The sequence below is a fragment of the Hymenobacter aerophilus DSM 13606 genome, assembly GCF_000382225.1.
In the GTDB taxonomy this organism is placed as follows: domain Bacteria; phylum Bacteroidota; class Bacteroidia; order Cytophagales; family Hymenobacteraceae; genus Hymenobacter; species Hymenobacter aerophilus.
The window spans coordinates 24,577-47,532 of record NZ_KB907826.1 but is presented as its reverse complement, the minus strand read 5'-3'; the positions used below and the strand labels follow the sequence as shown (position 1 = coordinate 47,532).

19 protein-coding genes are annotated in these 22,956 nt (G+C 63.1%); all 19 read right to left on the bottom strand.

Annotated elements, in window-relative coordinates:
* The coding region (locus tag H145_RS24270; protein WP_240471711.1) for a helix-turn-helix domain-containing protein at nucleotides 1-253 on the bottom strand (253 nt) is incomplete at its 3' end.
* Between the two features lie 217 nt (nucleotides 254-470).
* Nucleotides 471-923 carry a hypothetical protein gene (locus H145_RS0115985; RefSeq protein ID WP_019949165.1) on the bottom strand — a complete coding sequence of 151 codons (453 nt, stop codon included), beginning with the start codon at nucleotides 921-923 and terminating at the stop codon, nucleotides 471-473.
* 216 nt (nucleotides 924-1,139) lie between these two features.
* On the bottom strand, nucleotides 1,140-1,487 hold the full coding sequence (locus H145_RS21680) for a transcriptional regulator (RefSeq protein WP_019949164.1): 348 nt from the start codon (nucleotides 1,485-1,487) through the stop codon (nucleotides 1,140-1,142).
* A gap of 39 nt (nucleotides 1,488-1,526) precedes the next feature.
* Nucleotides 1,527-1,820 (bottom strand): type II toxin-antitoxin system HigB family toxin, encoded by a 294-nt coding sequence (locus H145_RS0115975; protein ID WP_019949163.1) that lies wholly within the window; start codon nucleotides 1,818-1,820, stop codon nucleotides 1,527-1,529.
* A 441-nt stretch (nucleotides 1,821-2,261) separates the two neighbouring features.
* Nucleotides 2,262-2,537, bottom strand: coding sequence for a heavy metal-binding domain-containing protein (locus tag H145_RS0115970; protein WP_026351565.1), 276 nt, complete (start codon nucleotides 2,535-2,537; stop codon nucleotides 2,262-2,264).
* A gap of 73 nt (nucleotides 2,538-2,610) precedes the next feature.
* Entirely contained in the window at nucleotides 2,611-4,092 is a 1,482-nt protein-coding gene (locus H145_RS0115965; RefSeq protein WP_456236133.1) for an efflux RND transporter periplasmic adaptor subunit, read from the bottom strand.
* 73 nt (nucleotides 4,093-4,165) lie between these two features.
* Nucleotides 4,166-5,509, bottom strand: a complete 1,344-nt coding sequence (locus H145_RS0115960) for an efflux RND transporter periplasmic adaptor subunit (RefSeq protein WP_019949161.1) — start codon at nucleotides 5,507-5,509, stop codon at nucleotides 4,166-4,168.
* Between the two features lie 136 nt (nucleotides 5,510-5,645).
* Nucleotides 5,646-6,884, bottom strand: a complete 1,239-nt coding sequence (locus tag H145_RS0115955; protein ID WP_019949160.1) for a TolC family protein — start codon at nucleotides 6,882-6,884, stop codon at nucleotides 5,646-5,648.
* Nucleotides 6,885-7,066: 182 nt separating this feature from the next.
* A complete protein-coding gene (locus H145_RS24900) occupies nucleotides 7,067-8,959 on the bottom strand; it encodes an efflux RND transporter permease subunit (RefSeq protein ID WP_019949159.1) in 1,893 nt (630 codons plus the stop codon).
* Complete coding sequence (locus tag H145_RS24895) at nucleotides 8,956-10,281, bottom strand: efflux RND transporter permease subunit (protein ID WP_019949158.1); 1,326 nt, start codon at nucleotides 10,279-10,281, stop codon at nucleotides 8,956-8,958. Before H145_RS24895 ends, H145_RS24900 begins: the two co-directional genes overlap by 4 nt.
* A 186-nt stretch (nucleotides 10,282-10,467) precedes the next feature.
* On the bottom strand, nucleotides 10,468-10,875 hold the full coding sequence (locus H145_RS24265; RefSeq protein ID WP_215137420.1) for an HYC_CC_PP family protein: 408 nt from the start codon (nucleotides 10,873-10,875) through the stop codon (nucleotides 10,468-10,470).
* Nucleotides 10,876-11,087: 212 nt separating this feature from the next.
* Nucleotides 11,088-11,423: a DUF4158 domain-containing protein gene (locus H145_RS0115935; RefSeq protein ID WP_019949156.1), complete on the bottom strand. Its 336-nt coding sequence runs from the start codon at nucleotides 11,421-11,423 to the stop codon at nucleotides 11,088-11,090.
* 71 nt (nucleotides 11,424-11,494) lie between these two features.
* Nucleotides 11,495-11,761 carry a hypothetical protein gene (locus H145_RS0115930; RefSeq protein WP_019949155.1) on the bottom strand — a complete coding sequence of 89 codons (267 nt, stop codon included), beginning with the start codon at nucleotides 11,759-11,761 and terminating at the stop codon, nucleotides 11,495-11,497.
* A 107-nt stretch (nucleotides 11,762-11,868) separates the two neighbouring features.
* Nucleotides 11,869-12,699 carry a ZIP family metal transporter gene (locus tag H145_RS0115925; RefSeq protein ID WP_071595219.1) on the bottom strand — a complete coding sequence of 277 codons (831 nt, stop codon included), beginning with the start codon at nucleotides 12,697-12,699 and terminating at the stop codon, nucleotides 11,869-11,871.
* Between the two features lie 10 nt (nucleotides 12,700-12,709).
* A complete protein-coding gene (lpdA, locus tag H145_RS0115920) occupies nucleotides 12,710-14,113 on the bottom strand; it encodes a dihydrolipoyl dehydrogenase (protein ID WP_019949153.1) in 1,404 nt (467 codons plus the stop codon).
* 35 nt (nucleotides 14,114-14,148) lie between these two features.
* Nucleotides 14,149-15,045, bottom strand: a complete 897-nt coding sequence (locus H145_RS0115915) for a cation diffusion facilitator family transporter (protein ID WP_019949152.1) — start codon at nucleotides 15,043-15,045, stop codon at nucleotides 14,149-14,151.
* Nucleotides 15,042-17,171 (bottom strand): heavy metal translocating P-type ATPase, encoded by a 2,130-nt coding sequence (locus H145_RS0115910; RefSeq protein ID WP_019949151.1) that lies wholly within the window; start codon nucleotides 17,169-17,171, stop codon nucleotides 15,042-15,044. Before H145_RS0115910 ends, H145_RS0115915 begins: the two co-directional genes overlap by 4 nt.
* Before the next feature lie 58 nt (nucleotides 17,172-17,229).
* Nucleotides 17,230-18,426 carry an efflux RND transporter periplasmic adaptor subunit gene (locus tag H145_RS21670; protein ID WP_083937814.1) on the bottom strand — a complete coding sequence of 399 codons (1,197 nt, stop codon included), beginning with the start codon at nucleotides 18,424-18,426 and terminating at the stop codon, nucleotides 17,230-17,232.
* Between the two features lie 27 nt (nucleotides 18,427-18,453).
* Nucleotides 18,454-22,920, bottom strand: coding sequence for a CusA/CzcA family heavy metal efflux RND transporter (locus H145_RS0115900; RefSeq protein ID WP_019949149.1), 4,467 nt, complete (start codon nucleotides 22,918-22,920; stop codon nucleotides 18,454-18,456).
* Nucleotides 22,921-22,956 lie beyond the last annotated feature (36 nt).

Sequence of the window (22,956 nt, the reverse complement as noted above, 5' to 3'; positions counted from 1 at the left end):
CTTCGCTATCCTGCGGCGCCGGACGAGTTGTGCGTTTCCTGGCTCCAGGTGGGCATGGTGGGGGAGCCGGGGGCAAGCCGTTGGCCTCCGCTTCTGCTTCGACCAGGTCGATCCAGTGCCGAACGGTTTTACGTGTGAGCTCAAATTTGGCGGCGGCCTGGGCAATGTTGAGCTTGCCCAGATGAATTTCAGCCACCATTTGGCGCATGGAAAGCGCGTGCTTTTGCATACGCAAGTCAGACAGTGATGCCATAAGTTAACCAAGTTTTTGGTCAACTTTTTCTAGGACGAGACATTTTAGTTTGAAGGTATGTATGCGGAGCACCTTTCGCGAGTCGGTGCTTCGGTACCCCCCCCCGCGTGTTCGAGCAAGAAGCCTGGGTGGTTGAGTTTTTGCGCTCAGGAGAAGCGGCAACCCTGCCGTTCTTTGTGCGGTACCGGCGTGACCGGAAAGTGTTGATTGCCAAGACTCATCGGTTATAGGAGCGGGTTTCCGTGATGGTCGACGTAGTCGTTGGTGTTGTAGCTTCTATTACCAGCTTTTGGGCGGTAAGCTGTAACACCTTGTTGGTGGTGGTGGCCCCAATCGGCTGGCTGTTGTAGAAGTAGGTAATGAATGGCGGGTCAAACCGATAGGTCGCCACAACGGAGGGGCTGGGAGGTGGAAGGGTCCCGTCGGCGTTGAAAAACACGGAAGCCCCTGGATTCTGAGCGGAATAGAGGGTGCTGTCCTGGCGGACAATGCGCCCGTCTGAGGCAGTTTCTGTTCTCACGTATCGCTGTGTCTGCCAGGCTCCTACCAGCAGTTGCTCAGGTGTGAGCGGCTTGGGGTCGACGGCTGCCTTCTTGCAGCTCGCCACGATAAATAACCCGCACCATAAAACTTGTTTTAACGACATGCGTGTGTTGTTGGCGACGGCCATTTACGTGAATTCGATTACTAAAAAGCTATGAAGAGAGTCGCCAAAACGGCGTAGCGACGCATCGTTGTTTCTCGTCGTTGAGTGATACCAGCAATTTTCGTTCAACGACGAGAAACAACGATGCGTCGCTACATCGGCGAACCTACTTCCTAAGCAGCTTCAAGGTAAATAATAATCAATGGCTCGTTTGGGTGAACAGGTGCTTAGCCAGGACTGCTACGCGGCTTCTAAAATGAAGTCGGCGGGAATACCCAGGCGCTTGTAGAGGCGCTTGGCCAGGTCTAGATTGATGCGCCGGCCCTGCAACACATCGCTCAGGCGCGAGGCCGGAATGTCGAGCAGCGCGGCCAGGTTTTTCTTGTTGAGCTTGCGCCGGTACATCTCCAGTTCCAAGCGCCCCACCAGCGTCTGGGGGGCGGGCAGTTCGTAGCCCTGGCCCTTCTCGTAGGCGCTGATGGCGTCGCGCAGCGCCAGCATGGGCGTCAGGTCGGCGGGTTCGTGGTCCATCCAGGCCGTGAACTGGTCCAGGGCCTGCTGGTAATCGGCGGGGGTGCGAATGTCCATGGGAATCGGCTGGTAAAACGTGAGCGAGTGTACGGCTGGTTAAATGGTGTCGGCGTTGATGCGGTCGTACTGCTGGTGTGTGCCCACAAAGCGGATGAACACGGTGCGGGTGGCGAAGTGCATCCGGGCCACCAGGCGGTAACGGTTGCCCCGGATGTTGAACACGTAGCGCCCGTCGCGGGTGTAGTCGGCCGTGTTGTAGTCCTGCACCACGTCTGCGTGCCGGGCCCAGTCGCTTTCCTGCACGAAGGCGTACCAGGCACTCAGCGCTTCTTTCGCGTCGGGGTGCTGCTCCCAAAACTCCCGCAGCGGCTTCTGGGAAATGACGACCATGCCCCAAAGATACCGCGCGAAATTCTATAATTGATAATTTTCTCCTATAATCTGTAAGTATAAATGCGGCAACTAAGTTCACCCCTATCCACTTTTGCGGTTCCGACCGTATTTTTAGACACTCGCCCGCGCAAATTTCTCCTACCCATACTTTCTGTTTCTACTCTTATACTACCTCAAAGAGCACGGTGCGGCCCCAGATGCGGTCCGGAGCAAAGGGGGCTGCTGCTGTTGAATCGAGTTAGCCATTAGCCAGTAATAGAAGCGGCGTTGTGGACCTATGGCAGGTACACAACGCCGCTTCTCTGTGTTTAGACGTTTTAAGTATCCAAGCAGCGAGGCATAATTGGCGCCCCAACTATTCTGCTGCTACTTTTCGGACAATTAGCCTGCTACTAGTCCAGCCAAGTGCCCTTGCGTAGCTGTGGGCTGCGGCCGCCGCTATTGGGCGGCCGGCGCTTCCAGCTTCACCAAATCCATTTTGCACTTGGGACACTGGCCGGGGCCGCTTTCGCGGATTTCCGGGTGCATGGGACAGGTGTAGGTGACGGCGGCCATATCGGTGGCCGGCATTGCCGCCGTGTCGGTGGTCATGGCCGGGGCACCGCTCATCGACGTTTCGGGCGTCATGTCCGTGGTGGCGGGTTTGTTTTCGGAGCAGCCGGTGGCCGCGCCGAGGCAAGTGAGGGCCAGGGCCCAAGTGGTGATTTTCAACATGAGAAAAGGGGGTAAGTGATTGGAAAAACGGGCGTTGAACCGCAGCACCCAGCGGATTAGCGGCTGGCCAAGATTACATAGCCATGCCGCTCATTTCGGTGTCGGCCCCCTGACGGAGGATAAATTCACTCTGCAGCAGGTAGGCCCCCGACGTGACGACCCGGTCGCCGGGGCTGACGCCCGCCGTAACGGGCACGGCGTTGGCCGTGGCGGCTCGGGTGGTTATGCGCGCCCGCCTAAACTGCCGGGCCCCAGTCTGGAGCCAGACGTAGCTAAGGGCGCCGTCGTGGATGATGGACTGCTGGGGCACGAGGATAGTGGGTTGCGAAGTTGGGGTGGCGGCCTGGTCGGAAACTGGTTTCGGAGCCACGGCCGCCGATTGGGCCGGCGCGGCACTTGAGGGCAGCAGCACGTTGGCCGGGGAGCCGGGCTGCAGGCGGCCGTCGGGGTTGGCTACTTCGATGCGGGCCAGCGTAACGGGGCTGCTGCCGGTGCGCTCGGGGCTGAGGAATACTACCCGGCCGGAGCGGGTGTCGGCCGTGCCGGGCAGCTGCACCCGCACGGCGGTGCCCACCGAAAGGCGGGCCAGCTCGGCCGGATAGGCCTGGGCCTCCACCCACACCCGGCCCAGGTCTGTGAGCGTGAGTAGCGGGCTGCCCTCGGCTACGTACTGGCCCTGCACCACATCCAGGGCCTGCACGGTACCGGTTTGGGGGCTGAAATAGGTGAGCAGGGCCTCGGGCCGGCCGCGCTTTTCCAGCGCCCGCAACTGGCCGGCCGTAACGCCCAACAGCCGCAGCTTCTGGGCCGTGGCCTCGGCGAAGCGGGCATAGGAGCCCGCGCCACCCGCCTCGCGGCTTTGGGCCCGGGCCAGCAGGTATTCTTTCTGCAAGGCCTGCAGCTCTTCGCTGTACACCGAAAACAGCGGCGCCCCCCGGCGCAGCACCTGGCCAGTCTGGCGCACGTAGAGGCGGTCGAGGCGTCCGGCTACCCGGCTGCTGACGCTGGTGGTGCGCCGGACATCAATCGTCACGGTGCCCGTCAGCACGGCTGGGGGTGGGTTTTGCGCGAAACCCGGTGCCGTTGGGGCGCTGCCGGAAGCTTCGGCTCCGGGCGCACCTGCTCCGGCCTCGCTCCCCACTACCAGGGTCTGAATGTTCGCCAGCTCTACTTGTTGAGCAGTCAGGATGAGGTCGGCGGAGGTAGTCGCACCGGTGGCATCGGTGGCCGGCGTGGCGGGCCGGGGCACGAGGTCCATTTTACAGATGGGGCAGCTGCCGGGCTTGTCGGACTGCACCTGCGGGTGCATGGGGCAGGTATAGCCACCGACGTGAGACGCGTGGGTTGCTGTTTCGGTATCCTTGCCTGCCGCGGTAGTTTCGGACGTGGCCGTACCACCCTTTTCAGTGGGAGCAACGGCCACCAAATCCATTTTGCAGATGGGGCAGCTGCCGGGCTCGTCATCGTGGATTTGCGGGTGCATCGGGCAGGTGTAGTAGGCTACGGCCGTGGTGTCGGGCGGGCTTTTCTGGCAGGCGGCCGCGCCCAGCAGCATCAACAGCAGGGCCAGCAGCCACAGCCGGCCGGGTTGTCCCCCGTGCCGGGCCGGGAGGCGGGGCAGCGGGGCCTTAGCGGCGGTTAGCGGCGGGTACATCATGGGTAGTTGCTTGAATGAAACCTTCACTGTCAATCAGATACTGGCCGTTGGCCGCCACGTTTTCATCGCCCCGCAAGCCGCTCAGCACCTGCACCTGGGTGGCGGTGCGCGGGCCTACCTGCACCAGCACCGGCACGAAGGTGGCCCCACGCTGCACGAAGGCAATCTGGCGGGTGCCCAGGTCCACGACGGCCGCCCGGGGCAGCCAGAACGCGCCGGGATTCGCCGGGGCCGTTGCGCCGGATGAGGCGGTAGCGTTGGTAGCAGCAGCGGCCCCGGCTACGATTCGGGCAGTGAGGCGCTGGCCCCGGCGCAATTCGCCCTGAGGGTTGGGTAGGTACACCCGCACGGCGGCCGTGCTTTCGCCGGTCCGGAACTCGGGCTCCACGAAATCGAGGCGGGCAGTTAGCCGCTTGGCCTGGCCTTCCACCGCTATTTGCAGCTGCTGGCCGGGCCGCAACCGGGCCAGCTCGGCCGGCGTGGGCTGAAACAGGCCCCAGACCTGACTGGTGTTTATTACCTGAAACAGGGCCTGGCCGGTCGTTACGTAGGCTCCTTCGGTAAGGCTTAGCTGGCTGGCGGGCGAGGCGGCCGCTGGGCTGGCGCTACTACCTGCACCAGCGGGCGTTTCAACCACGTAGCCATCGTAGGGGCTGAACACGGCCACCCGGTAGGTGGGGTGGCGGGTGCGGGCCAGGCCCTGCAGCTGGGTTTCGGTAAGGCCCAGCAGGGCCAGCTTGTGGCGGGCGCCACCGACCAGCGCGGCGTTGTCGGCGTCATTTTCCAGCACGAAAATATACTCCTGCTGGGCCGTTACCAGTTCGGGGCTGTAGAGGTCGAGCAGCTTCTCGCCCCGGCGCACAGGCTGGTAGTTGGAGCGCACCAGCAGCCGCTCGATGCGCCCGCCGAAACGGGCGGCCACCACCCGGCTCCGGCGCGGGTCGTAGGCCACCACGCCGGGCAGGCTCAACGTATCCGAGACAATTATCCCGGCTCCGGTAGCATCCGCGGCGGCAGCGGCCCCCACGGGCGCCGGCCGTACGGTGGCTATGCTGCTGAGCACGGCCGCGTTGGGCTCGGCCAGTACGTTGTCGAGGCCCACTTCAGGGGCGGCTGCCGCGGCGACGTTGCTCATCACCTTAGGCACCAAATCCATGTTGCAGATGGGGCAGCTGCCGGGCTCCGCGCGGATGATTTGCGGGTGCATCGGGCAGGTGTACTGCTGGGCCGCCGAGGTAGCCAGCGGCTGGGCCGGGGCCGTCGATTCGGGGCCGTGGGCCTTGCCCTGGCAGCCGGCCAGCAGCAGGAGCAGCACAGCGCCCCTCACCCCCCAACCCCCACAAATGCTTTTCAGCAGTCCGGCGAAGCCGTGGGCCTGCTTAGGCAAAGCGGATGCCGGATGAAGCAGGGCGTTCCTCGTTTTCTGATGTCGATGTTGTCTGTCCATGCCCTTATTGCTCAAGTTCCTGGTCGTATTGCACGCGCAGGGTGAGGAGTTCATTCTGGGTGTCGAGGTAAGTGAGGCGCATGCGCAGCCAGCTGTCGAGGGCCTCCACCACGGCCGGCAGCTGGGCCGTGTTCTGCTCGTAGGCCAGCAGCGTTACCTGGTAGCTTTTGTGCAGGGCGGGCAGGATGCTCTTCTCGAAGTTGGCCACCTGCTGCTGCCGGGTTTGCAGGTTGGACTGCAGCGTGCGCAGCCGGCCGGTGGCGTCGTTGAGCAGGCTGGCCCGCTGCTGCTGCACGGCCTGGGCCTCCAGGCCCAGCGCGGCGGTGCTGGCCTTGTACTCGCGGGCCGACCACGGCGCGAAGGGCAGCGTAACCATGCCCATTAGCGTGAACTGGTTGGGCCGGGGGCCGATGCCGTTCATGTGGTCGTAGCGAATAGCAAACTCGGGGCGGCGGCGGTTGACCTCCACGTCGCGGCCCAGGCGCAGCACGTTGAGCTGCTCATTCAGGCCGCGTACGTCGCTACGGGCGGCGGCCAGCGCGGCCGTGTCGGCGGGCAGCAACGCGGCAGCAGTGGTGGGTAGCAGCGTATCGACGGCGAATTCGGCGGCCGGGTCGCGGGCCATCAGGGTGTTGAGGGCGATGCGGTTCTGGCGCAGCTGGCCGGCCAGCTCGGCGTGGTCGTTGCCCAGCAGGGCCACCCGCGACTGCACCTGGTAGATATCGGCCAGGCTACTCTGGTTATACGGGTAGCGGGCCTGGGCAATCTTGAGCAGGAACTCCAGCAACTGCTGGCTCCGGCTGAGCACCCGCTGTTTCTTTTCCAGAATCACCTGGTTGAAGTACAGCCCGCGGGCCTGGCTACGCAACGTGTTGAACAAGGCCCCCTGGTCGGCCTGCTCCACGGCGGCCTGCCCGCTCAGGTAGGCCCGCTTGGCCCGCTGCCGGGCCGGGTTCGGAATCATCTGCTCCACGCCCACCATGCGCATGCCCCGCTCGCCGGCCATTTCGGCAGTCCGGGGCGAGCTGTAGGGCTTCATGAAGTAGCCGGCGCTGATGCGGGGCGCTTCCCAACTGGTGGCCCCCGCCACGGCCGCCGCTTTGGCGCGGGCCCGGTAGTCGTACTGGCGCAAAGCCGGGTTGGCCCGCTGCACGGCGCTCAGCACCGAATCCAGCGGCAGCTGCTGCTGGGCGTGCAGCGGGGCGCTGGTGAGGAGAAGTAGCAGGAGAAGGTAGCGGTTCATAATTTTCGTGCTGATGGTGGCCTCACCCCCCGGCCCCCTCTCTAGGGGGAGAGGGGGAGCCACGGCGACGTGGTTTTTCGGGCTGTGGTTCGGCTAATCAAGTTGTGGTCAGTAGTTATAATCAGTAGTATGGGCGGCTGGTTCCCCCTCTCCCGGAGGGGAGGGGCCGGGGGTGGGGTGAACTAATGCGTCACCTCCAGCACGTCAATCTTGCCGAATTTGCGCAACTCGTACTCCTTGGTCATCAGGAAGATAAGCGGCGTGACGAGCAGAATATGGGTCGAGGACGTGAACACGCCGCCAATCATGGGCAGCACGATGGGCAGCATCACGTCGGAGCCCGTGCCCGTGGCCCAGAGCACCGGCACGAGGCCGAACAAAGCCACCGAGACGGTCATCAGCTTGGGCCGCAGGCGCTTGGCGGCCCCGTGGAACACGGCGTCGCGCAAATCCTGCTTCGTGATGGTTTCGCGGGAGTTGCCCTTGCGGGCCACCAGCTGCTGCATGGCGTCGTTGAGGTAAATTACCATGATGACGCCCGTTTCGACGGCCAGCCCAAACAAAGCAATGAAGCCCACGGCCACCGCCACCGACAAATGCACCCCGTAGAAGTATACCAGGTAGGCCCCGCCAATAAGCGCGAACGGAATCGTGACTAGGCTCAGCAGCGCCTCGCGCACCGAGTGGAAGGCGAAGTACAGGCAGCCGAAAATCACGACCAGCACGATGGGCAGAATGAAGAGCAGCGTCCGTTGCGAGCTGATGAGGTTCTCGTACTGCCCGCTCCACTCCAGGTAGTAGCCGGCCGGCAGCTGGCCGCCCCGCTCCTGCACCCGCTGCATGGCCTCCTCCACGGTGCTGCCCAAATCGCGCCCCCGCACGTTAAACAGCACCGCCCCCCGGAGCTGGGCGTTTTCGGAGTTAATCATGGGCGGCCCGTTCTCGAAGCGCAGCTCGGCCACCGCCGAGAGCGGCACCGGGCCATAGTCGGTGGTCTGGATGGGAATGCGGCCCAGCGCGGCCAGGCTGTTGCGGTAGTCCTCGGCCAGGCGCACGGCAATGGCGAAGCGGCGGCGGCCCTCCACGGTGGTGGCCACCGGGGCGCCCCCGATGGCCGTTTCCACCAGCTCGTTCACTTGGTCCACGCTCAGGCCGTAGCGGGCCAGCTGGTCGCGCTTCAGGTCAATCTGCAGGTACTTGCCGCCGGTAATCGGGTCCACGTACAAATCCTCAACGCCCGCCACGCCGGTTAGGGCCGCCCGCACCCGCTGCGACACCTGGAAAATCGTGTCGAGCTGCTGGCCGTACACCTTCACGCCCACGTCGGTGCGGATGCCGGTGGCGAGCATGTTGATGCGGTTGATAATGGGCTGGGTCCAGCCGTTGACCACGCCCGGAATCTGCAGTTTCTGGTTGAGCTCGGCAATGAGCTTGGCTTTGGTCATACCCGCCCGCCACTCGCTGCGGGGCTTGAGCTGGATGATGGTTTCAATCATGCTCAGCGGGGAGTTGTCGGTGGCCGTGCTGGCCCGGCCGGCCTTACCGAGCACGCTTTTCACCTCCGGCACCTGCATAATAATGCGGTCCTGGACCTGCAGAATGCGCTTTACCTCCGTGTTCGACACGTCGGGCTGGGTGATGGGCATGAACAGAATCGAGCCCTCATCGAGCGGGGGCATGAACTCGGTGCCCAGGCTACGCAACAGCGGAATGCTGATGAGCAGCAGCGCCAGGTTGATGCCGATGGTGGTTTTGCGCCAGGTCAGGCACCAGTTAATCATGGGCGCGTACACCCGCTCCAGTCCCCGGTTGATGGGGTTCTGCTCCTCGGTTTTGAACTTGCCCTTCATGAAAAAGGACAGCAGCACCGGCCCCAGCGTGACGGCCAAAATGGCGTCAATCATCAAAATAAACGTTTTGGTGTAGGCCAGCGGATGAAACAGCTTGCCCTCCTGCCCGGTGAGCAGAAACACCGGCAGAAACGAGGTAACGATGATGATGGTGGAGAAAAATATCCCCCGCGACACCTGCTTACTGGACTTCTCGATAATGGCGAGGCGCTCTTCGTTGGTCATGTGGTGGGGGTTTTGGGGGCTGGCGGGCCGTCGTCAGGTAGGGTACCCGCTTCTTCGGCGGCCTGGTGCAGGGCCAGACTGCGGTAGGCGTTTTCGGTCATCACGATGCCGTTGTCGACGATGACGCCGATGGCCAGCGCGATGCCGGTGAGCGACATGATGTTGGACGAGATGTCGAAGGCGTTGAGCAGGATGAAGCTCGTGGCGATGGTAATCGGAATCTGGAGCAGGATGCTCAGGGCGCTGCGCCAGTGGAACAAAAACAGCAGCACGACCACCGACACGACGGCCATTTCCTCCAGCAGCGTGTGCTGAATGTTGGTCACCGACTCTTCAATCAGCCCGCTGCGGTCGTAGACGATATCGAACGACACGCCGGCGGGCAGGCCCTTGGCTACGTCCTGCATCTTGGTTTTCACCCGCTTGATGACCTCGTCGGCGTTTTCGCCGTAGCGCATCACCACGATGCCGCCCACGGCCTCGCCCTGGCCGTTATGGTCGAAGATGCCCAAACGGCTTTCGCCCGTCATCTGCACTGTGCCTAGGTCGGCCAGGCGGAGCGGCACGCCGCCGGCGCGGGTGCGCACGGGCACGTTTTCGAGCGTGGCCACATCCTGGATGTAGCCGCTGGTTTTGATGATGTAGCCTACCCCCGCCTGCTCGAACTTGCGGCCCCCGGCCTCGTTGTTGTTGCTGCGCACGGCCGCCAGCACCTCGGGCAGGCTCACGTTGTAGTAGGTAAGCTTGGTGGGGTCGACCGTCACCTGGTATTCGGGCTGGAAGCCGCCGAAGCTGGCCACCTCGCTCACGCCGGGCACGGTTTGCAGGCCGAACTTCACGTACCAGTCCTGCAACGCACGCTGCTCGCCCAGGTCGAGCTTGGGGGCCTTAAGCACGTACCAGAGCACGTGGCCCACGCCGGTACCGTCGGGGCCGAGGGTGGGCGTGAGGCCGGCCGGCAGCAGGCGCTGGGCGTAATTGAGGCGCTCCAGCACCCGCTCGCGGGCCCAATACACGTCGGTATCGTCCTCAAAAATGACGTACACGAAGCTCATGCCGAACATGGAGGCGGCCCGCACGGCCCGCACCTGGGCCAGGCCCTGCAGGTTGGTTACGAGCGGGTAGGTTACCTGGTCCTCGATAATCTGGGGCCCGCGCCCGGCCCACTCGGTAAACACGATTACCTGGTTTTCCGACAGGTCGGGGATGGCGTCAATCTTGCTGGCCCGCACCGAAAACACGCCCCAGATGAACAGGCCGGTGGCTAGCAGCAGTACCAGCCCGCGGTTGCGCAGGGAAAGGGAAATAAGCCGTTCAATCATTTTACCTGAGCTTTTAGCTATTAGCTGTTAGCTTTTTTTCGACCGGATTCAGGACGGGTCGAAATCCTGGCTGGCGGCGTTTTCTGAACGGAGAGCTAACAGCTAATGGCTGTCAGCTAACAGCTTAAAAACACACGCGCTAAAGCCCACGGCTTGGGGCCGGGGGCAGTGGGGAAAGCCAGGAAGCTAAATCAGGAAGGCGTGGCCGCGCACGTAGGCAGGGCAGGCGGGCGGGGGCGGCCCGGAAGTGATGCGCGGGCGCGGGGCCGGCTCGTCGGCCGGGTAAGTAAGGGCCAGGTGGCGCACGAAGCGCACGGCGGGTGGCGTCGGCAGGGCCACGGGGGCCACCAGTTTCAGCTGGGCAGTGGTCAGCTTCACGTCCTTGAGCGGGCTGCTCACTTTCTGGTCGTGGCAGCAGTCCTTCTTCATCCCCTTCACCGGCCTGGCTGATTTAGCGCAGCAGCCGGCGGGCTCCCCAACGCCACTCAGCCGCACATCCGTCACTAGCTCGCCGCACAGGTGCAGGCTGTACACCAGCCCAGGGCTGGAACACAGATACAGCAAAAGCATTAGGAGGCCGGCGAGGCGTTTCAAAAGGGCAGGAAGTGGATGGGTATTATCATAAAGGTACGTAAATACCTCGGTCCCGGGCTTATACAATTCGGCGGCCGGCGTACAGAATTCGCAACAACACCAGAAGCTTTGGCAGCCGCTACAAACGCGCCCACTCGGGTCAAGCTCCAAGTGGGCGCTTTACGCAACACTAGGGGTAGCACAATAGTAGGAACAGAAATTCCCGCTAAGAGTTATGACATCTCTAATAATCTGAGGACTGGTACGGAAAAGCACCCGGCGTAGGTACTGAAAAAAGCGTTCGAAAAACCCTCCCGAAAATAACCCGCCAAAACGCCCTTCTCGGGGCGGAGAAGGCGGGTGGCAAACTCATCCGAGAAACAGTAGTTTTGCGAATGCCCTTTGCACTCCTGCTTGTCCGTTGATGAAGGCCGCCGCCGCCGTCGGGCCACGAACACCAAGTCATCGGGGCTCAGATAAAAGAAGCGGGCCAACTGTTCCGGGCTCGGGTCGGTGTGGAAGCGCCCGTAGCGGGCCGCCTGCTCGTCGCTGAGAAATTCGACCGGCATACTAAAAAGGGGAACAAATTGCCATAAAAAGGCCCGTTTCCAGCCGGAAAAGGGCCTTTCTTCAGTGAAAGCTATTGGACCCCACCCTGCTCGTGAGCGTGCAGGGGCTCGTGGTCGCCGTGCTCGTGCGAGTGTTGCAGGGCGGCTTCCTCGGCGTGCTTCTGGGCGTGCGAGGCGAAGCCGTAGGCGGTGTAGCCGTGGTGAGCGGCCTTCTCGTGGTCCCCTTTTTTCAGGTGCTCCACGGCGGCGCGGTGGTTTTGCACCGCGTGCTCGAAGTAGTGGGCGGCCTTCTGGTGGGCCTCAATGATTTTCTGGTGTTCTTCGTGATGGTCGGCCATCGTCGTAAAGGGAAAAGGTGAAAAATAAATGGTTCGAAAAAAAGCGAAGGGCAGCGTTGAACCAGAGCGCAGCCTTCGTAAGAGCATAAGGAACTGCTAAATAGCTACTAGGCAACCATGCCCAGCAGTAGAAACACGAGAAATCCCACGAAGAACATGGCCGTCAGCCAGGGCGACTCGGGCTCCTCGTGGGCCTCGGTCAGCAGCTCCTCCGTTACCAGGAACAGCAGCGCCGCCAGCCCGAAGGAGAGCACCAGCTCCATAACGTTATCAGAGGCTCCTTTCAGCACGGCAATGCCAACGCCGGCCCCAACCACCAGCAGCGCCGACAACGCTGCCACAATGCCTACGGAACGGGCCTTACCCTGGCCCTGCTGCCGCAGTTCTACGGCCGTGGCCAAGCCTAACGACAGCACTTCGATGGTTAGCGCAACGGCCAGTAACAGCCCTTCTTCGGCTCCAGCCGCAAAGCCAATGCCCAGTAGCAGACCATCGATAAGGATATCGATACCTACCCCAGTAAGTAAGCCCATCGGCAGCGTTGCGGGACTGACCGCTACCGCCTTATCGACTTCATTTTCGGAGGACGGCAGCCCTTCCGAAGGCCGGGTCGGGGTGGGAGCGGCTTCTTCCTGCTTAGCTGCCTTGCGGGTGAAATAGCGCAACGCCAGCATTACCACGACCCCAATGGCGAAGCCCAGGCCTACTTCCAGCGGCCGGTGCCGGGCCACAATATCGGGCAGCAACTCGACGGCGACCACGGAGAAAACTACCCCGGCGGCAAAATGCAGAATGGCGCTACGGATGGCTGCGCCCGGCGTGCGGAGAACAGCAATTACGGCTCCCACGACCATGACGGCGGCGGGCACCAGCGCGTAGAGTAGTACTTGGGACCAGGAAGGCGTAACGGCGGGCGCAGCGGAGAGCAGAAAAGGCATGATGTCGGAATTACATGTTCAGCGCCCCGATGCCAGCGGCATTGAGGCAGGCTTCCTTGAAGGCTTCGGCGTACGTGGGGTGGGCGTGCGACATCAGGCCCACGTCTTCAGCCGCCCCGCGGAAGTGCATGATGCTCACGGCCTCAGCGATAATATCGGCAATACGGGGACCAATCATATGCACCCCTAAAATCTCATCGGTCCCGGCCTGGGTCAGCACCTTTACTAAGCCTTCCGTTTCGCCGCCGGCCACCGCCCGGCCCGAGGCCGAGTACGAGAAGGACCCTACTTTATACGCCAGCCCTTGTTCTTTTAGCTGCTCCTCGGTATAACCCACGCCAGCCACTTCGGGCCAGGTGTACACCACGTTAGGAATGAGTAAATAATTGATTTCGGGAAACTTGCCGGCAATCAGCTCGGCCACGTACACGCCCTCATCAGAAGCCTTATGGGCCAGCATGGCCCCGCGCACCACGTCGCCGATGGCCCAGATGCCGGGCACGGTGGTCTGCAAATCCTCATTAACCTGCACCCGGCCCTTCTCATCCACGGCTACGCCCGCCGCGGCCAGGTTCAGCCCGTCAGTGTAGGGACGGCGGCCCACCGATACCAAGCAGTAGTCGCCCTCCAGCTGCAGCTCGGCCGATGGCCCGCCCTGGGCCACCAGGCTCACCTTATCGCCCACGCGAGTGACGGCGGTTACTTTGTGGCTCAGGTAAAATTCCAGGCCGGTTTTCTTCAGCGACTTGAGCAGCTCTTTGCCCAGGGCGCGGTCCATTGTGGGGATGATGCCGTCGGTGTATTCCACCACCGACACTTTGCTGCCCAGCCGGGCGTACACCGAGCCCAGCTCCAAGCCGATGACGCCCCCGCCGATGATAATCAGGTGCTTGGGCAGTGTGCGCAGGGTCAGCGCCTCGGTGCTGGTAATGATGCGCTCCTTGTCGAGCGTCACGAAAGGCAAAGTGCTGGGCTTGGAGCCGGTGGCGATGATGATGTTCTTGGCCGTGAGCTGCTGGGTGCTGCCGTCAGCGGCCGTGACGGTAAGCGTGTGAGCATCCACGAAGGCTGCTACGCCGTGGATGACATCGGCCTTGTTTTTCTTCATCAGATGTACCACCCCGTCGCACACCTTTTGCACCACCCGGTCCTTACGGTCCATCAGGCGGGGCAAATCGGCGCGCAGGTTGTCGAGGTCGATGCCGTGCTCGGCAAACTGGTGGGCCGCCTTGTGGTAGTACTCAGTGGATTCGAGCACGGCTTTGCTCGGGATGCAGCCCACGTTGAGGCAGGTGCCGCCCAGCGTGTCGTACTTCTCGATGATGGCCGTTTTCAGGCCCAACTGGCCGCAGCGTACGGCCGCGATGTAGCCGCCGGGGCCAGAGCCGATGATAATAACGTCGTAGGTAGTCATGGGGTAGATTTTAGTTGGGAAAAGGCTTGTAGAATTTATAGGTGGGTTTCGTGCTTCGTGAAGTCGCCGCGCTCCACCTGAATGGTGGCGTGCTGCACGGCGTGCTTGGTGGTGACGTAGGCGTGGGCGCGGGTGAGCACGTCGTCGTGGGTGGCTCCGTCGGCAAGCACCACGTGGCCGCTGAGGGCGTTAACACCGGAGGTGAGCACCCAGGCGTGCAGGTCGTGGACGGCTGCCACGCCCGGCACCTGCAGTAGGCCCTGCCGCAGTTCCTCCAGGTTCACATCGGCCGGGGTCCCTTCCAATAAGATGTTCACAGCCTCCTTGAGCAGCGTCCAGGTGCGGGGTAGAATGAACAGCCCAATGCCGGCCGAGAGCAGCGGGTCGGCGTAATACCAGCCCGTAGTGAGCATGATGATGCCGGCGGCAATGACCCCGATGGAGGTGAGCATATCGCTGAGCACCTCAAAATAGGCGCCCTTCATGTTCAGGCTCTCCTCCTTGCCCTCGCGTAGCAGGTACATGCTATATAGATTAATGACCAGACCAATGCCCGCTATCCATAACATGCCCGTGCTTTCTACCTGAACCGGATTGCGGAAGCGGAAGTAGGCTTCATAAAGAATGTAAATCGAAATCAGAATCAGTACTACCGCGTTGGTCAGAGCGGCCAGAATTTCGAAACGGTAGTAGCCGTAGGTCCGCTGGGGCGTAGCCGGCTTCTCGGCGAAGCGGATGGCCAGCAGCGCCAGCCCCACGCCCGCCACGTCGGTGAGCATGTGGCCAGCGTCGGCCAGCAAAGCCAGGCTGCCGGTCCAGAATCCGCCCACGACCTCGGCCACTAGGTAAGTCAGGGTCAGGAAGAAGACGACGGTGAGCTGCCGCTTGTTGCGGCCGGCGGCGCTACCGCTTAGTCCGTGGTTGCCACTCATGTCGCTTGGTTGTTAGGATGGTTAGGCTTGTCGCTCAGTTCGCTAGCTGGCTTTGCCACCAGTGAGTCAGCGGATGAGCGGAAATTCATCCGCTGAATCCGCACGGCGTTCAGGATGGCAAGCAGGGCCACGCCTACGTCGGCAAACACGGCCTCCCACATGGTGGCCAGCCCCCCCGCGCCCAGCGCCAGCACCACGCCTTTCACGATGAACGCCAGCCAGATATTCTGCCACACCACCGTGTGGGTAGCGCGGGCGATACGGCGGGCGGTGGCAATTTTGCTCGGGTGGTCGGTCTGGATAACCACGTCGGCGGTTTCGATGGTCGCGTCGGAGCCCAGCCCGCCCATCGCAATGCCCACGTCGGCCAGGGCCACCACGGGGGCGTCGTTCACGCCGTCGCCCACAAAGGCCAGCTTGCGGCCGGCATCCAGGTACTGCTGCACGTAGCGGGCCTTATCTTCGGGCAGCAGGCCGCCGTGGGCTTCGGTAATGCCCAGCTCAGCGGCTACGCGCTGCACGATGCTGTCCTTGTCGCCCGAGAGCATGACCAGCTTGGTGATACCGTCGGCCCGCAACTCGCGCACGGCCTGGGCGGCGTCGGCTTTAGGGGCATCGGCCACGGTGAGGTAGCCGGCGTATTTTCCATCCACGGCTACCACCACGATGCTGTCCACGACTTCATCCACTTCCGGCGGATACGTCACGTCGAACTTGCGCAGCAGCTTGGTGTTGCCGGCCAGCACGTCGCGCCCATCCACCCGACCGCGCAGGCCGTGGCCGGCAATTTCCGATACACTTTCCACCGGTACGCCGTGCACCGCTTCGGCCGCGTATTTTACCACGGCTTTGGCAATGGGGTGGGTCGATTTGGTTTCCAGCGCCCCTACCAGCCGCAGCAAGTCGGGCGCATCGGTGCCGGCGGCGGGCTGCACCTGGCGCACGGCAAACACGCCCTCGGTGAGCGTGCCGGTTTTGTCCATCACCACGGTATCAATGTCGCGCAGCACATCCAAAAAGTTGGAGCCCTTGAACAGGATGCCGTTTTTGGAGGCCGCCCCAATGCCGCCGAAGTAGCCCAGCGGAATACTGATAACCAGCGCACAGGGGCAGGAAATCACCAGGAATACCAGCGCCCGGTACAGCCACTCGCGGAACACGTAATCATCTACGACAAAGAACGGCACCAGCACCAGCAGCACGGCCAGCGCCACCACGATGGGCGTGTAAATGCGGGCAAACTTGGTAATGAACTGCTGGGTTTTGGCCTTGCGCCCCACCGCGTCCTGCACCATAGCCAGAATCTTACTCAGCTTGGTGTCGGCAAAAGCCGCCGTGACAGTGATTTGCACGAGGCTCCCCTCGTTTAGCATGCCGGCCAGCACGGCCTCACCGGGCTGCTTGGTCTGGGGGGCCGACTCGCCGGTGAGGGCGGCCGTATTGAAGCTGGCCGCCACGCAGTTGAGTGTGCCGTCGAGGGCCACTTTCTCGCCGGGGCGCACCTCCATCACGTCGCCCACCTGCACCTGTTTGGGGTCCAGTACCAACGGCCGGCCGTCGCGCACCACTGTCACCTCGGTGGCCTGAATTTCGAGCAGGGCCCGGATGCTACGCTTGGCCCGGTTCACGGCCGCATCCTGAAACAGCTCACCCACGGTATAAAACAGCATCACGGCCACGCCCTCGGGGTACTCGCCAATAGCAAACGCGCCGAGCGTGGCGATGCTCATGAGCAGAAACTCGTTGAACACGTTGCCGCTGGGAATACTGAGCACGGCCGCTTTCAGCACCTTCCAGCCCACCAGTAGGAACGCTACCCCGTACCAGACGAGTCGCACGGCACCTACGAAAAAGGGAACATCAAAGTAATCCAGCGCAATGCCGGCTAGCAGCAGCGCCAGACTGATGCTGGGCACTAGGTAGGGGTGGGCACCGGCCGGGCCGTGGTCGTGCCCGTCATGGTCGTCGTGGTCGGCCGTATTGGTAGGCGCGTGGTCCTGGCCGCGGGGGGCGGTGGCGGCTTCGGGCGTGAGTTGCTCGCGGGTAAGGGCCCCCACGTTTTCGGGGTTTACCTGTTTGGCAGTGTTCAACTCCTCGTTGAGGTTGTCAGAAGATGAATCGGGCATAGTAAGTTGAGTAGGAGAAAGGGAGACAACTGATGATATGAGCCGCTGAAGTGGCGCCTTATTCTTCCTCTTCGGCGTTTTTGAGCTTGGCCAGCAGCGAGTAAGCCCCTTCCACCACCACGCGGGTCGTGGCGGAGTTCAGGCCCTCGGGCATGGTGACCTGGGTATAGCCGTTTTCGCTCACCCCCGCTTCCACCGGGGTCATGCGGTAGGTGCTGCCGTCCGGGCCGGCGGGCTGGCCGGTGGCCAGAAAGATGTAGGAGCGACCTTCGAACTGCACCAGGGCTTTATCGGGCAGGGCGGGTACAGTGGCCGTGTTGGTTTCGATGACGGCCCGCACGTAGGTGCCGGGCAGGCGGCTGGCATCTTCCCGGCGCAGGTGCGCATACACGCGCACGGTGCGGTCCTGGTCCACCGTCCGGCCAATGAGGTAGATGCTGGCCTGGTGGCTTTGCCCGGCCGAGTCGTTGGCGAGGCTGTAGCGCACGGTCTGGCCCTGGCGCAGGAGCGGCACGTCTTTCTCAAACACGTTCAGCACCACGTCGAGGTGGCCGGGGTCCACGATTTCAAACAGCACGTCGGTGGGGGTTACATTTTGTCCGGCACTTACCCGAACGGCTTTCAGGTAGCCCGCGCGCGGGGCCGTAACCGGGGCCGAGGCCGTAAGCTTACCCCCCACGGGCAGTCCGGCCAGGCGTAGGTACGCCACCTGGCCCGCCGCCTGGGCCTGCAGGGCCCGGTACTCGGCGCGGGCCCGCTGGAAGTTTTTCTGCGGAGCCACTTCTTGCCGGTACAGCTCGGCTTGGCGCTCATACTCGGCCCGGGCAAATTCAAGCTGACTCCGGGTTTCCATATAGTTCTGCTGCAGGGTCAGGAATTCGGGGTTGCGGATGGTGGCCAGCACCTGGCCGGCCCGCACGCGCGAGCCCTGTAGCAGGGTGGTTCGCTCCACGATGCCCCCGAGCAGGGCACTGACGGCCACCTGGTTTTCGGGCGGCGCGTCGAGCGTGCCGTTCACTTTCAGCCCGCCGCTCAGCACCTGGTCCTGCACTTGGCCCAGCCGGATACCGCCCGCGCGCTGCTCGGCGGGGGAAAGCGTCACGTCGGTCGGTGCTTTATCCTCGTCCGCCGCGGGCGTGGCCGCCTGGGTGCCCGCCGGAGTTCCGGGTGGCGTAGTGGCGTCAGAGGTGTTTTCGGGCGTATCGTTGCCGCACCCGGCCAGGGCCAGCAGCAGCAGCATTGCTATCTTATGCATGAGAAGAAGTCAAAGAGAAAGAGAAATTTATTGGGCCGGTCCGCCGAGCAGGTAGTCCAATTCGATAACGGTTTGGTTGTGTTCCAGCAGCACCTCCAGATAGGCCGTGCGCAGGCTCAGGGCCCTATCCAGGTTGAGCAGGTACTCGCTGTAGCCGGTTTCGCCGGCTTTGAAAGCGAGCGTGCTAAGCCGGACGATGATGGTGGCCTGCGGCAAGGCCGTTTGCTGGTAGAAGCTCAGGCGCTGCTGCTGCTCGGCGTGCCGGGCAATCAGCTCGTCCTGCCGGCCGGCCAGCTCGGCCAGCTGGCGGCGGTAGGCCACCGTCGCCACCTGCGCCTGGAGCCGGGCGGCCTGCACCCGGCCCTTTTGCGGACCCCGCAAAAGGGGAATGCCCACCGAGCCCTGCACCCCCTGGAACCGCTGGCCGGCCGCGTAGTAGCGTTCGGCCCCGCCAATGCCGCCAATGGTCTGCGGGCCGATGAGCGACTGGTTGAAATAACCCAGCGTAATGTTGGGCAGGCCCTGGGCCTGCTCGGCGCGGATGGCCGCCTGCCGCTGGGCAATTAGCTGGCGCAGCACCTGCGCCTCCGGGTTTTGCGCCAGGCGAGTGGTGTCACCCAAGGCCGGTAGCACCACCGGTTCAAGGGGGCGCAGCAGGCTGTCGGCCACGGCTACGGCCTGGGCTTGCTGGAGCAGGGCCTGCAACTGGCGCTGGGCCACTTGGTAGCCCGTCCGCGCCTGCCGAATCAGCGCCTGGGTTTCGCCCTGCCGCACCAGGGCCGTGGCCGGTTCGAGCCGGGCCGTTTCGCCGGTTTTAAACCGGAGCTGGGCGTAGCGCAAAAACTCCGTGTAGAGGCTGTCCTGGCCCTGAAGGATGCGCAGGCGGTGGCGGGCATACACGGCCTGCTCGTAGTTGAGGCGCACCTGCCGGCGCAATTCCGCCTGCGCTTGGGCCAGCTGGAGCTGCTGGCCGCCGGTCTGGGCATCGAGCAGCTGGGCCTGGCGGCGGTACACGCCCGGCAGCGCGAAGGTCTGACTAAGGTTAAACTGGTTGTCCTTGCGGTAGGTATTATACTGCCCGTAGGTAACGCCGATGGTCGTGCGCCCCAGGTCGGTAGCCGTGCGCCGTAGGGCCTGCTGGGCTTCCAGCGCCCGCTGGGCTCCTTGCACGGTGCCGTTGGTTTGCAGCGCCTGGGCCACGGCTTGCTGGGCCGTAAACGGCGCGCCGCCCACTGACAGCTGGGCTTGTTGCGCCCGACCGGTAAGCGGGACGGCCAACAGTAGCAGCAACACGACTCCCGCCAGCAGCGGAGCCGCCGGAGCAGTTCCCGACAGCCCTTGGCCGGGCTCATCCGCCGGGGTAGCCGGGGTGGCGGCCCGTCGGCGGCTTTCCACCAGCGCGTACAGCACGGGCAGCACCAGCAGCGTGAGCAGCGTGGCCGTTACCAGCCCGCCAATCACCACCGTCGCCAGCGGACGCTGCACTTCGGCCCCGGCCGAGGTGGCCAGCGCCATCGGCAAAAAGCCCAGCGAGGCCACGGCGGCCGTCATCAGCACCGGGCGCAGACGGGTAGCAGTGCCTTGCATAATGCGCTCGGTGAGGTCGGCCACGCCTTCCTGCTTCAACTGGTTGAAGTAGCCAATCAAGACTACTCCATTGAGCACCGCGACGCCGAACAGGGCAATAAAGCCCACCCCGGCCGAGATGCTGAAAGGCATGTCGCGCAGCCACAGCGAGAGCACCCCGCCAATGGCCGACAACGGAATAGCCGTGAAAATGATGGTGGCCTGGAGCACGGAGCGGAAGGTGAAATACAGCAAAGCAAAAATCAGCAGCAAAGCCACCGGCACGGCAATGCCCAGCCGTTGCGAGGCCTGGCGCAGGTTCTCAAACTGCCCGCCGTAGGCCACGTAGTAGCCGGGGGCCAGCTTCAGCTGCTGGTCAACCTTGGCCTGCAACTCTTCTACCACGCTTTCCACGTCGCGGCCCCGCACGTTAAAGGCCACGGTAATGCGGCGCTTGGCGTCGTCGCGCTGAATCTGGTTGGGCCCTTCGCGCAGGGCCACGTCGGCCACCTGCTCCAGCGGAATCTGCTCGCCCCTTGGGGTGGCCACGAACAGCTGACGGACGCTGTTGATGTCCTGGCGCAGGTCGGGGGGCAGGCGCAGCACCAGGTCGAAGCGGCGCTCCTGCTCGAAGACCTGCCCGGCCACCTGCCCGGCAAAAGCCGTCTGCACCGTGCGGTTCACGTCCTCCACGTTCAGGCCGAACTGGGCCAGCTTGCCGCGGTCGAACTGCACCACAATCTGGGGCAGGCCCGTTACCTGCTCCACGTACACGTCCTCGGCCCCCGGCACCTGCCGCACGAGCGCGGCCGTGCGGGCGGCGTAGTCGCCGAGCTGGGTGAGGTCCTCGCCGTAAATCTTCAGCACCACATCCTGCTTAGCCCCGGAAATCAGCTCGTTGAAGCGCATCTGGATAGGTTGTTGAAAGCCAAAGGTTACGCCCGGAATCACGCTCAGGGCCTGGGCCATCTTTTCGGCCAGCTCCGGTTGGGTTTTGGCCGAAGTCCACTCCTGGCGGTCCTTCAGCGTCACGATGACGTCGGCCGCTTCCACCGGCATGGGGTCGGTGGGAATCTCGGCGGCCCCAATCTTGGCCACCACTTCCTTCACCTCCGGAAACTGCTCCTTCAAAATACCCCCGACCTGAGTGGCCTTTTCAATGGTATAGCTCAGCGACGAGCCCGTGAGCACCCGCATTTCGATGGCGAAGTCGCCCTCTGACAACTGGGGAATAAACTCGCCGCCCAGCGTGCGAAACAATAGAATAGTGCCAACCAGCAGGGCTCCGGCCGTGCTCAGGACCACCGTTTTGCTCCGCAGGGCCCAGCTGATTACGGGCTGGTAGCGGGCCTCCAGCCAGCGCATCATTTTGTCGGAGAAGTTCGGCTTGTGTTGCGTATTGCGACTCAGGGCCAGCGCCGACATCATGGGCACGTAGGTCAGGCTCAGAATAAAAGCGCCCAGGATGGCGAACATGACGGTCTCGGCCATTGGCCGGAACATCTTGCCCTCAATGCCCCCCAGCGCCAGCAGCGGCAGGTACACAATGAGGATGATGATTTCGCCAAAGGCGGCCGAATTCCGGATTTTGCTGGCTGCCTGGTAGGTTTCGGCGTTCATCTGGCCGGCGCTCAGGCGGTTGCCGGGCACCCGGAGCCCGCCGCCGTGCAGCCGGTGCACGATGGCCTCCACGATAATGACGGCCCCGTCCACAATCAGCCCGAAGTCAATGGCGCCCAGGCTCATCAGGTTGCCCGATACGCCAAACAGTCGCATCATGGCAATGGCAAACAGCATGGCCAGCGGAATCACCGAGGCCACCACCAGGCCCGCCCGCCAGTTACCTAGAAACAGGATGAGCACGAAAATTACAATTAACGCCCCCTCAATCAGGTTTTTAGTGACGGTACTCATGGCCCGGCCCACCAAATCGGAGCGGTCCAGGTACACGTCCACGGTTACGCCCTCGGGCAGGCTTTTGCGCACGGTTTCCATGCGCTGTTTCACGGCCTTGATAACCTCGTTGGCATTGGCGCCCGTGAGCATGAGCACGATACCACCCGTCACCTCGCCCTCGCCGTTGCGGGTCATGGCCCCGTAGCGCACGGCCGAACCCAGGCGGATGCTGGCCACGTCGCGCACCAGGATGGGCAGCCCGGCCGCCGTGTTCTTCACCACGATATTGCCGATGTCCTCCGGGCTAGTCACCAGCCCCTCGGTGCGAATAAAGTAGGCCGTGGGGTTGCGGTCGAGGTAGGCCCCGCCCGTGTTCTGGTTGTTGCGCGAAACGGCCTGATACACCTCCTCAATGGTGATGTTCAACGAGCGCAGCCGTTCCGGGGTAAGTGATACTTCGTACTGCTTGAGCAGCCCCCCGAAGGAGCTCACGTCGGCCACGCCGGGCGTACCCAGCAGCTGCCGGCGCACAATCCAGTCCTGAATCGTGCGCAGCTGGCGGGCATCGTACTGGCTCTCGTAGCCGGGCTTGGCCCGCACCAGGTACTGGTAGACTTCGCCCAGCCCGGTCGAAACCGGGGCCATTTCGGGCCGGCCCACGCCGGCCGGAATCTGGCTCTCGGCCTCGCGTAGGCGCTCCGAAATCTGCTGGCGGGCCCAGTAGATATCAATACCATCCTCGAAGATGATAGTAACGACCGAGAGTCCGAAGCGGGAAAACGAGCGCACTTCCAGCTCGCCTGGAATCGTAGCCACGCTCTGCTCGATGGGAAAAGAAACCAGCCGCTCGATGTCGCCGGCCGCCAGCGAAGGGGCCACCGTGTACACGACAATCTGGTTGTTGGTGATATCGGGCACCGCGTCGATGGGCAGACGGTAGAGCGAGTAGCTGCCCCAGGCCATCAGGGCCAGGGTCAAAATCCCGATAATAAGTTTGTTGTGAATGGAAAAATGAATCAGCCGGTCGAACATCCGTTGCTGGGGGGTTAGGTCTAACGCTTTCAGTGA

Bases quoted from the DNA above. Each gene is read 5' to 3' on its own strand.
- lpdA (WP_019949153.1), bottom strand. From the start codon at position 14,113: ATGACTACCTACGACGTTATTATCATCGGCTCTGGCCCCGGCGGCTAC.
- H145_RS0115910 (WP_019949151.1), bottom strand. From the start codon at position 17,171: ATGCCCGATTCATCTTCTGACAACCTCAACGAGGAGTTGAACACTGCC.
- H145_RS0115965 (WP_456236133.1), bottom strand. From the start codon at position 4,092: ATGCTGCTGGGCGCGGCCGCCTGCCAGAAAAGCCCGCCCGACACCACG.
- H145_RS0115975 (WP_019949163.1), bottom strand. From the start codon at position 1,820: ATGGTCGTCATTTCCCAGAAGCCGCTGCGGGAGTTTTGGGAGCAGCAC.
- H145_RS24895 (WP_019949158.1), bottom strand. From the start codon at position 10,281: ATGATTGAACGGCTTATTTCCCTTTCCCTGCGCAACCGCGGGCTGGTA.
- H145_RS0115955 (WP_019949160.1), bottom strand. From the start codon at position 6,884: ATGAACCGCTACCTTCTCCTGCTACTTCTCCTCACCAGCGCCCCGCTG.
- H145_RS24900 (WP_019949159.1), bottom strand. From the start codon at position 8,959: ATGACCAACGAAGAGCGCCTCGCCATTATCGAGAAGTCCAGTAAGCAG.
- H145_RS21680 (WP_019949164.1), bottom strand. From the start codon at position 1,487: ATGGACATTCGCACCCCCGCCGATTACCAGCAGGCCCTGGACCAGTTC.
- H145_RS0115935 (WP_019949156.1), bottom strand. From the start codon at position 11,423: ATGCCGGTCGAATTTCTCAGCGACGAGCAGGCGGCCCGCTACGGGCGC.
- H145_RS0115985 (WP_019949165.1), bottom strand. From the start codon at position 923: ATGGCCGTCGCCAACAACACACGCATGTCGTTAAAACAAGTTTTATGG.
- H145_RS21670 (WP_083937814.1), bottom strand. From the start codon at position 18,426: ATGCATAAGATAGCAATGCTGCTGCTGCTGGCCCTGGCCGGGTGCGGC.
- H145_RS0115915 (WP_019949152.1), bottom strand. From the start codon at position 15,045: ATGAGTGGCAACCACGGACTAAGCGGTAGCGCCGCCGGCCGCAACAAG.
- H145_RS0115970 (WP_026351565.1), bottom strand. From the start codon at position 2,537: ATGTTGAAAATCACCACTTGGGCCCTGGCCCTCACTTGCCTCGGCGCG.
- H145_RS0115900 (WP_019949149.1), bottom strand. From the start codon at position 22,920: ATGTTCGACCGGCTGATTCATTTTTCCATTCACAACAAACTTATTATC.
- H145_RS0115925 (WP_071595219.1), bottom strand. From the start codon at position 12,699: ATGCCTTTTCTGCTCTCCGCTGCGCCCGCCGTTACGCCTTCCTGGTCC.
- H145_RS0115930 (WP_019949155.1), bottom strand. From the start codon at position 11,761: ATGGCCGACCATCACGAAGAACACCAGAAAATCATTGAGGCCCACCAG.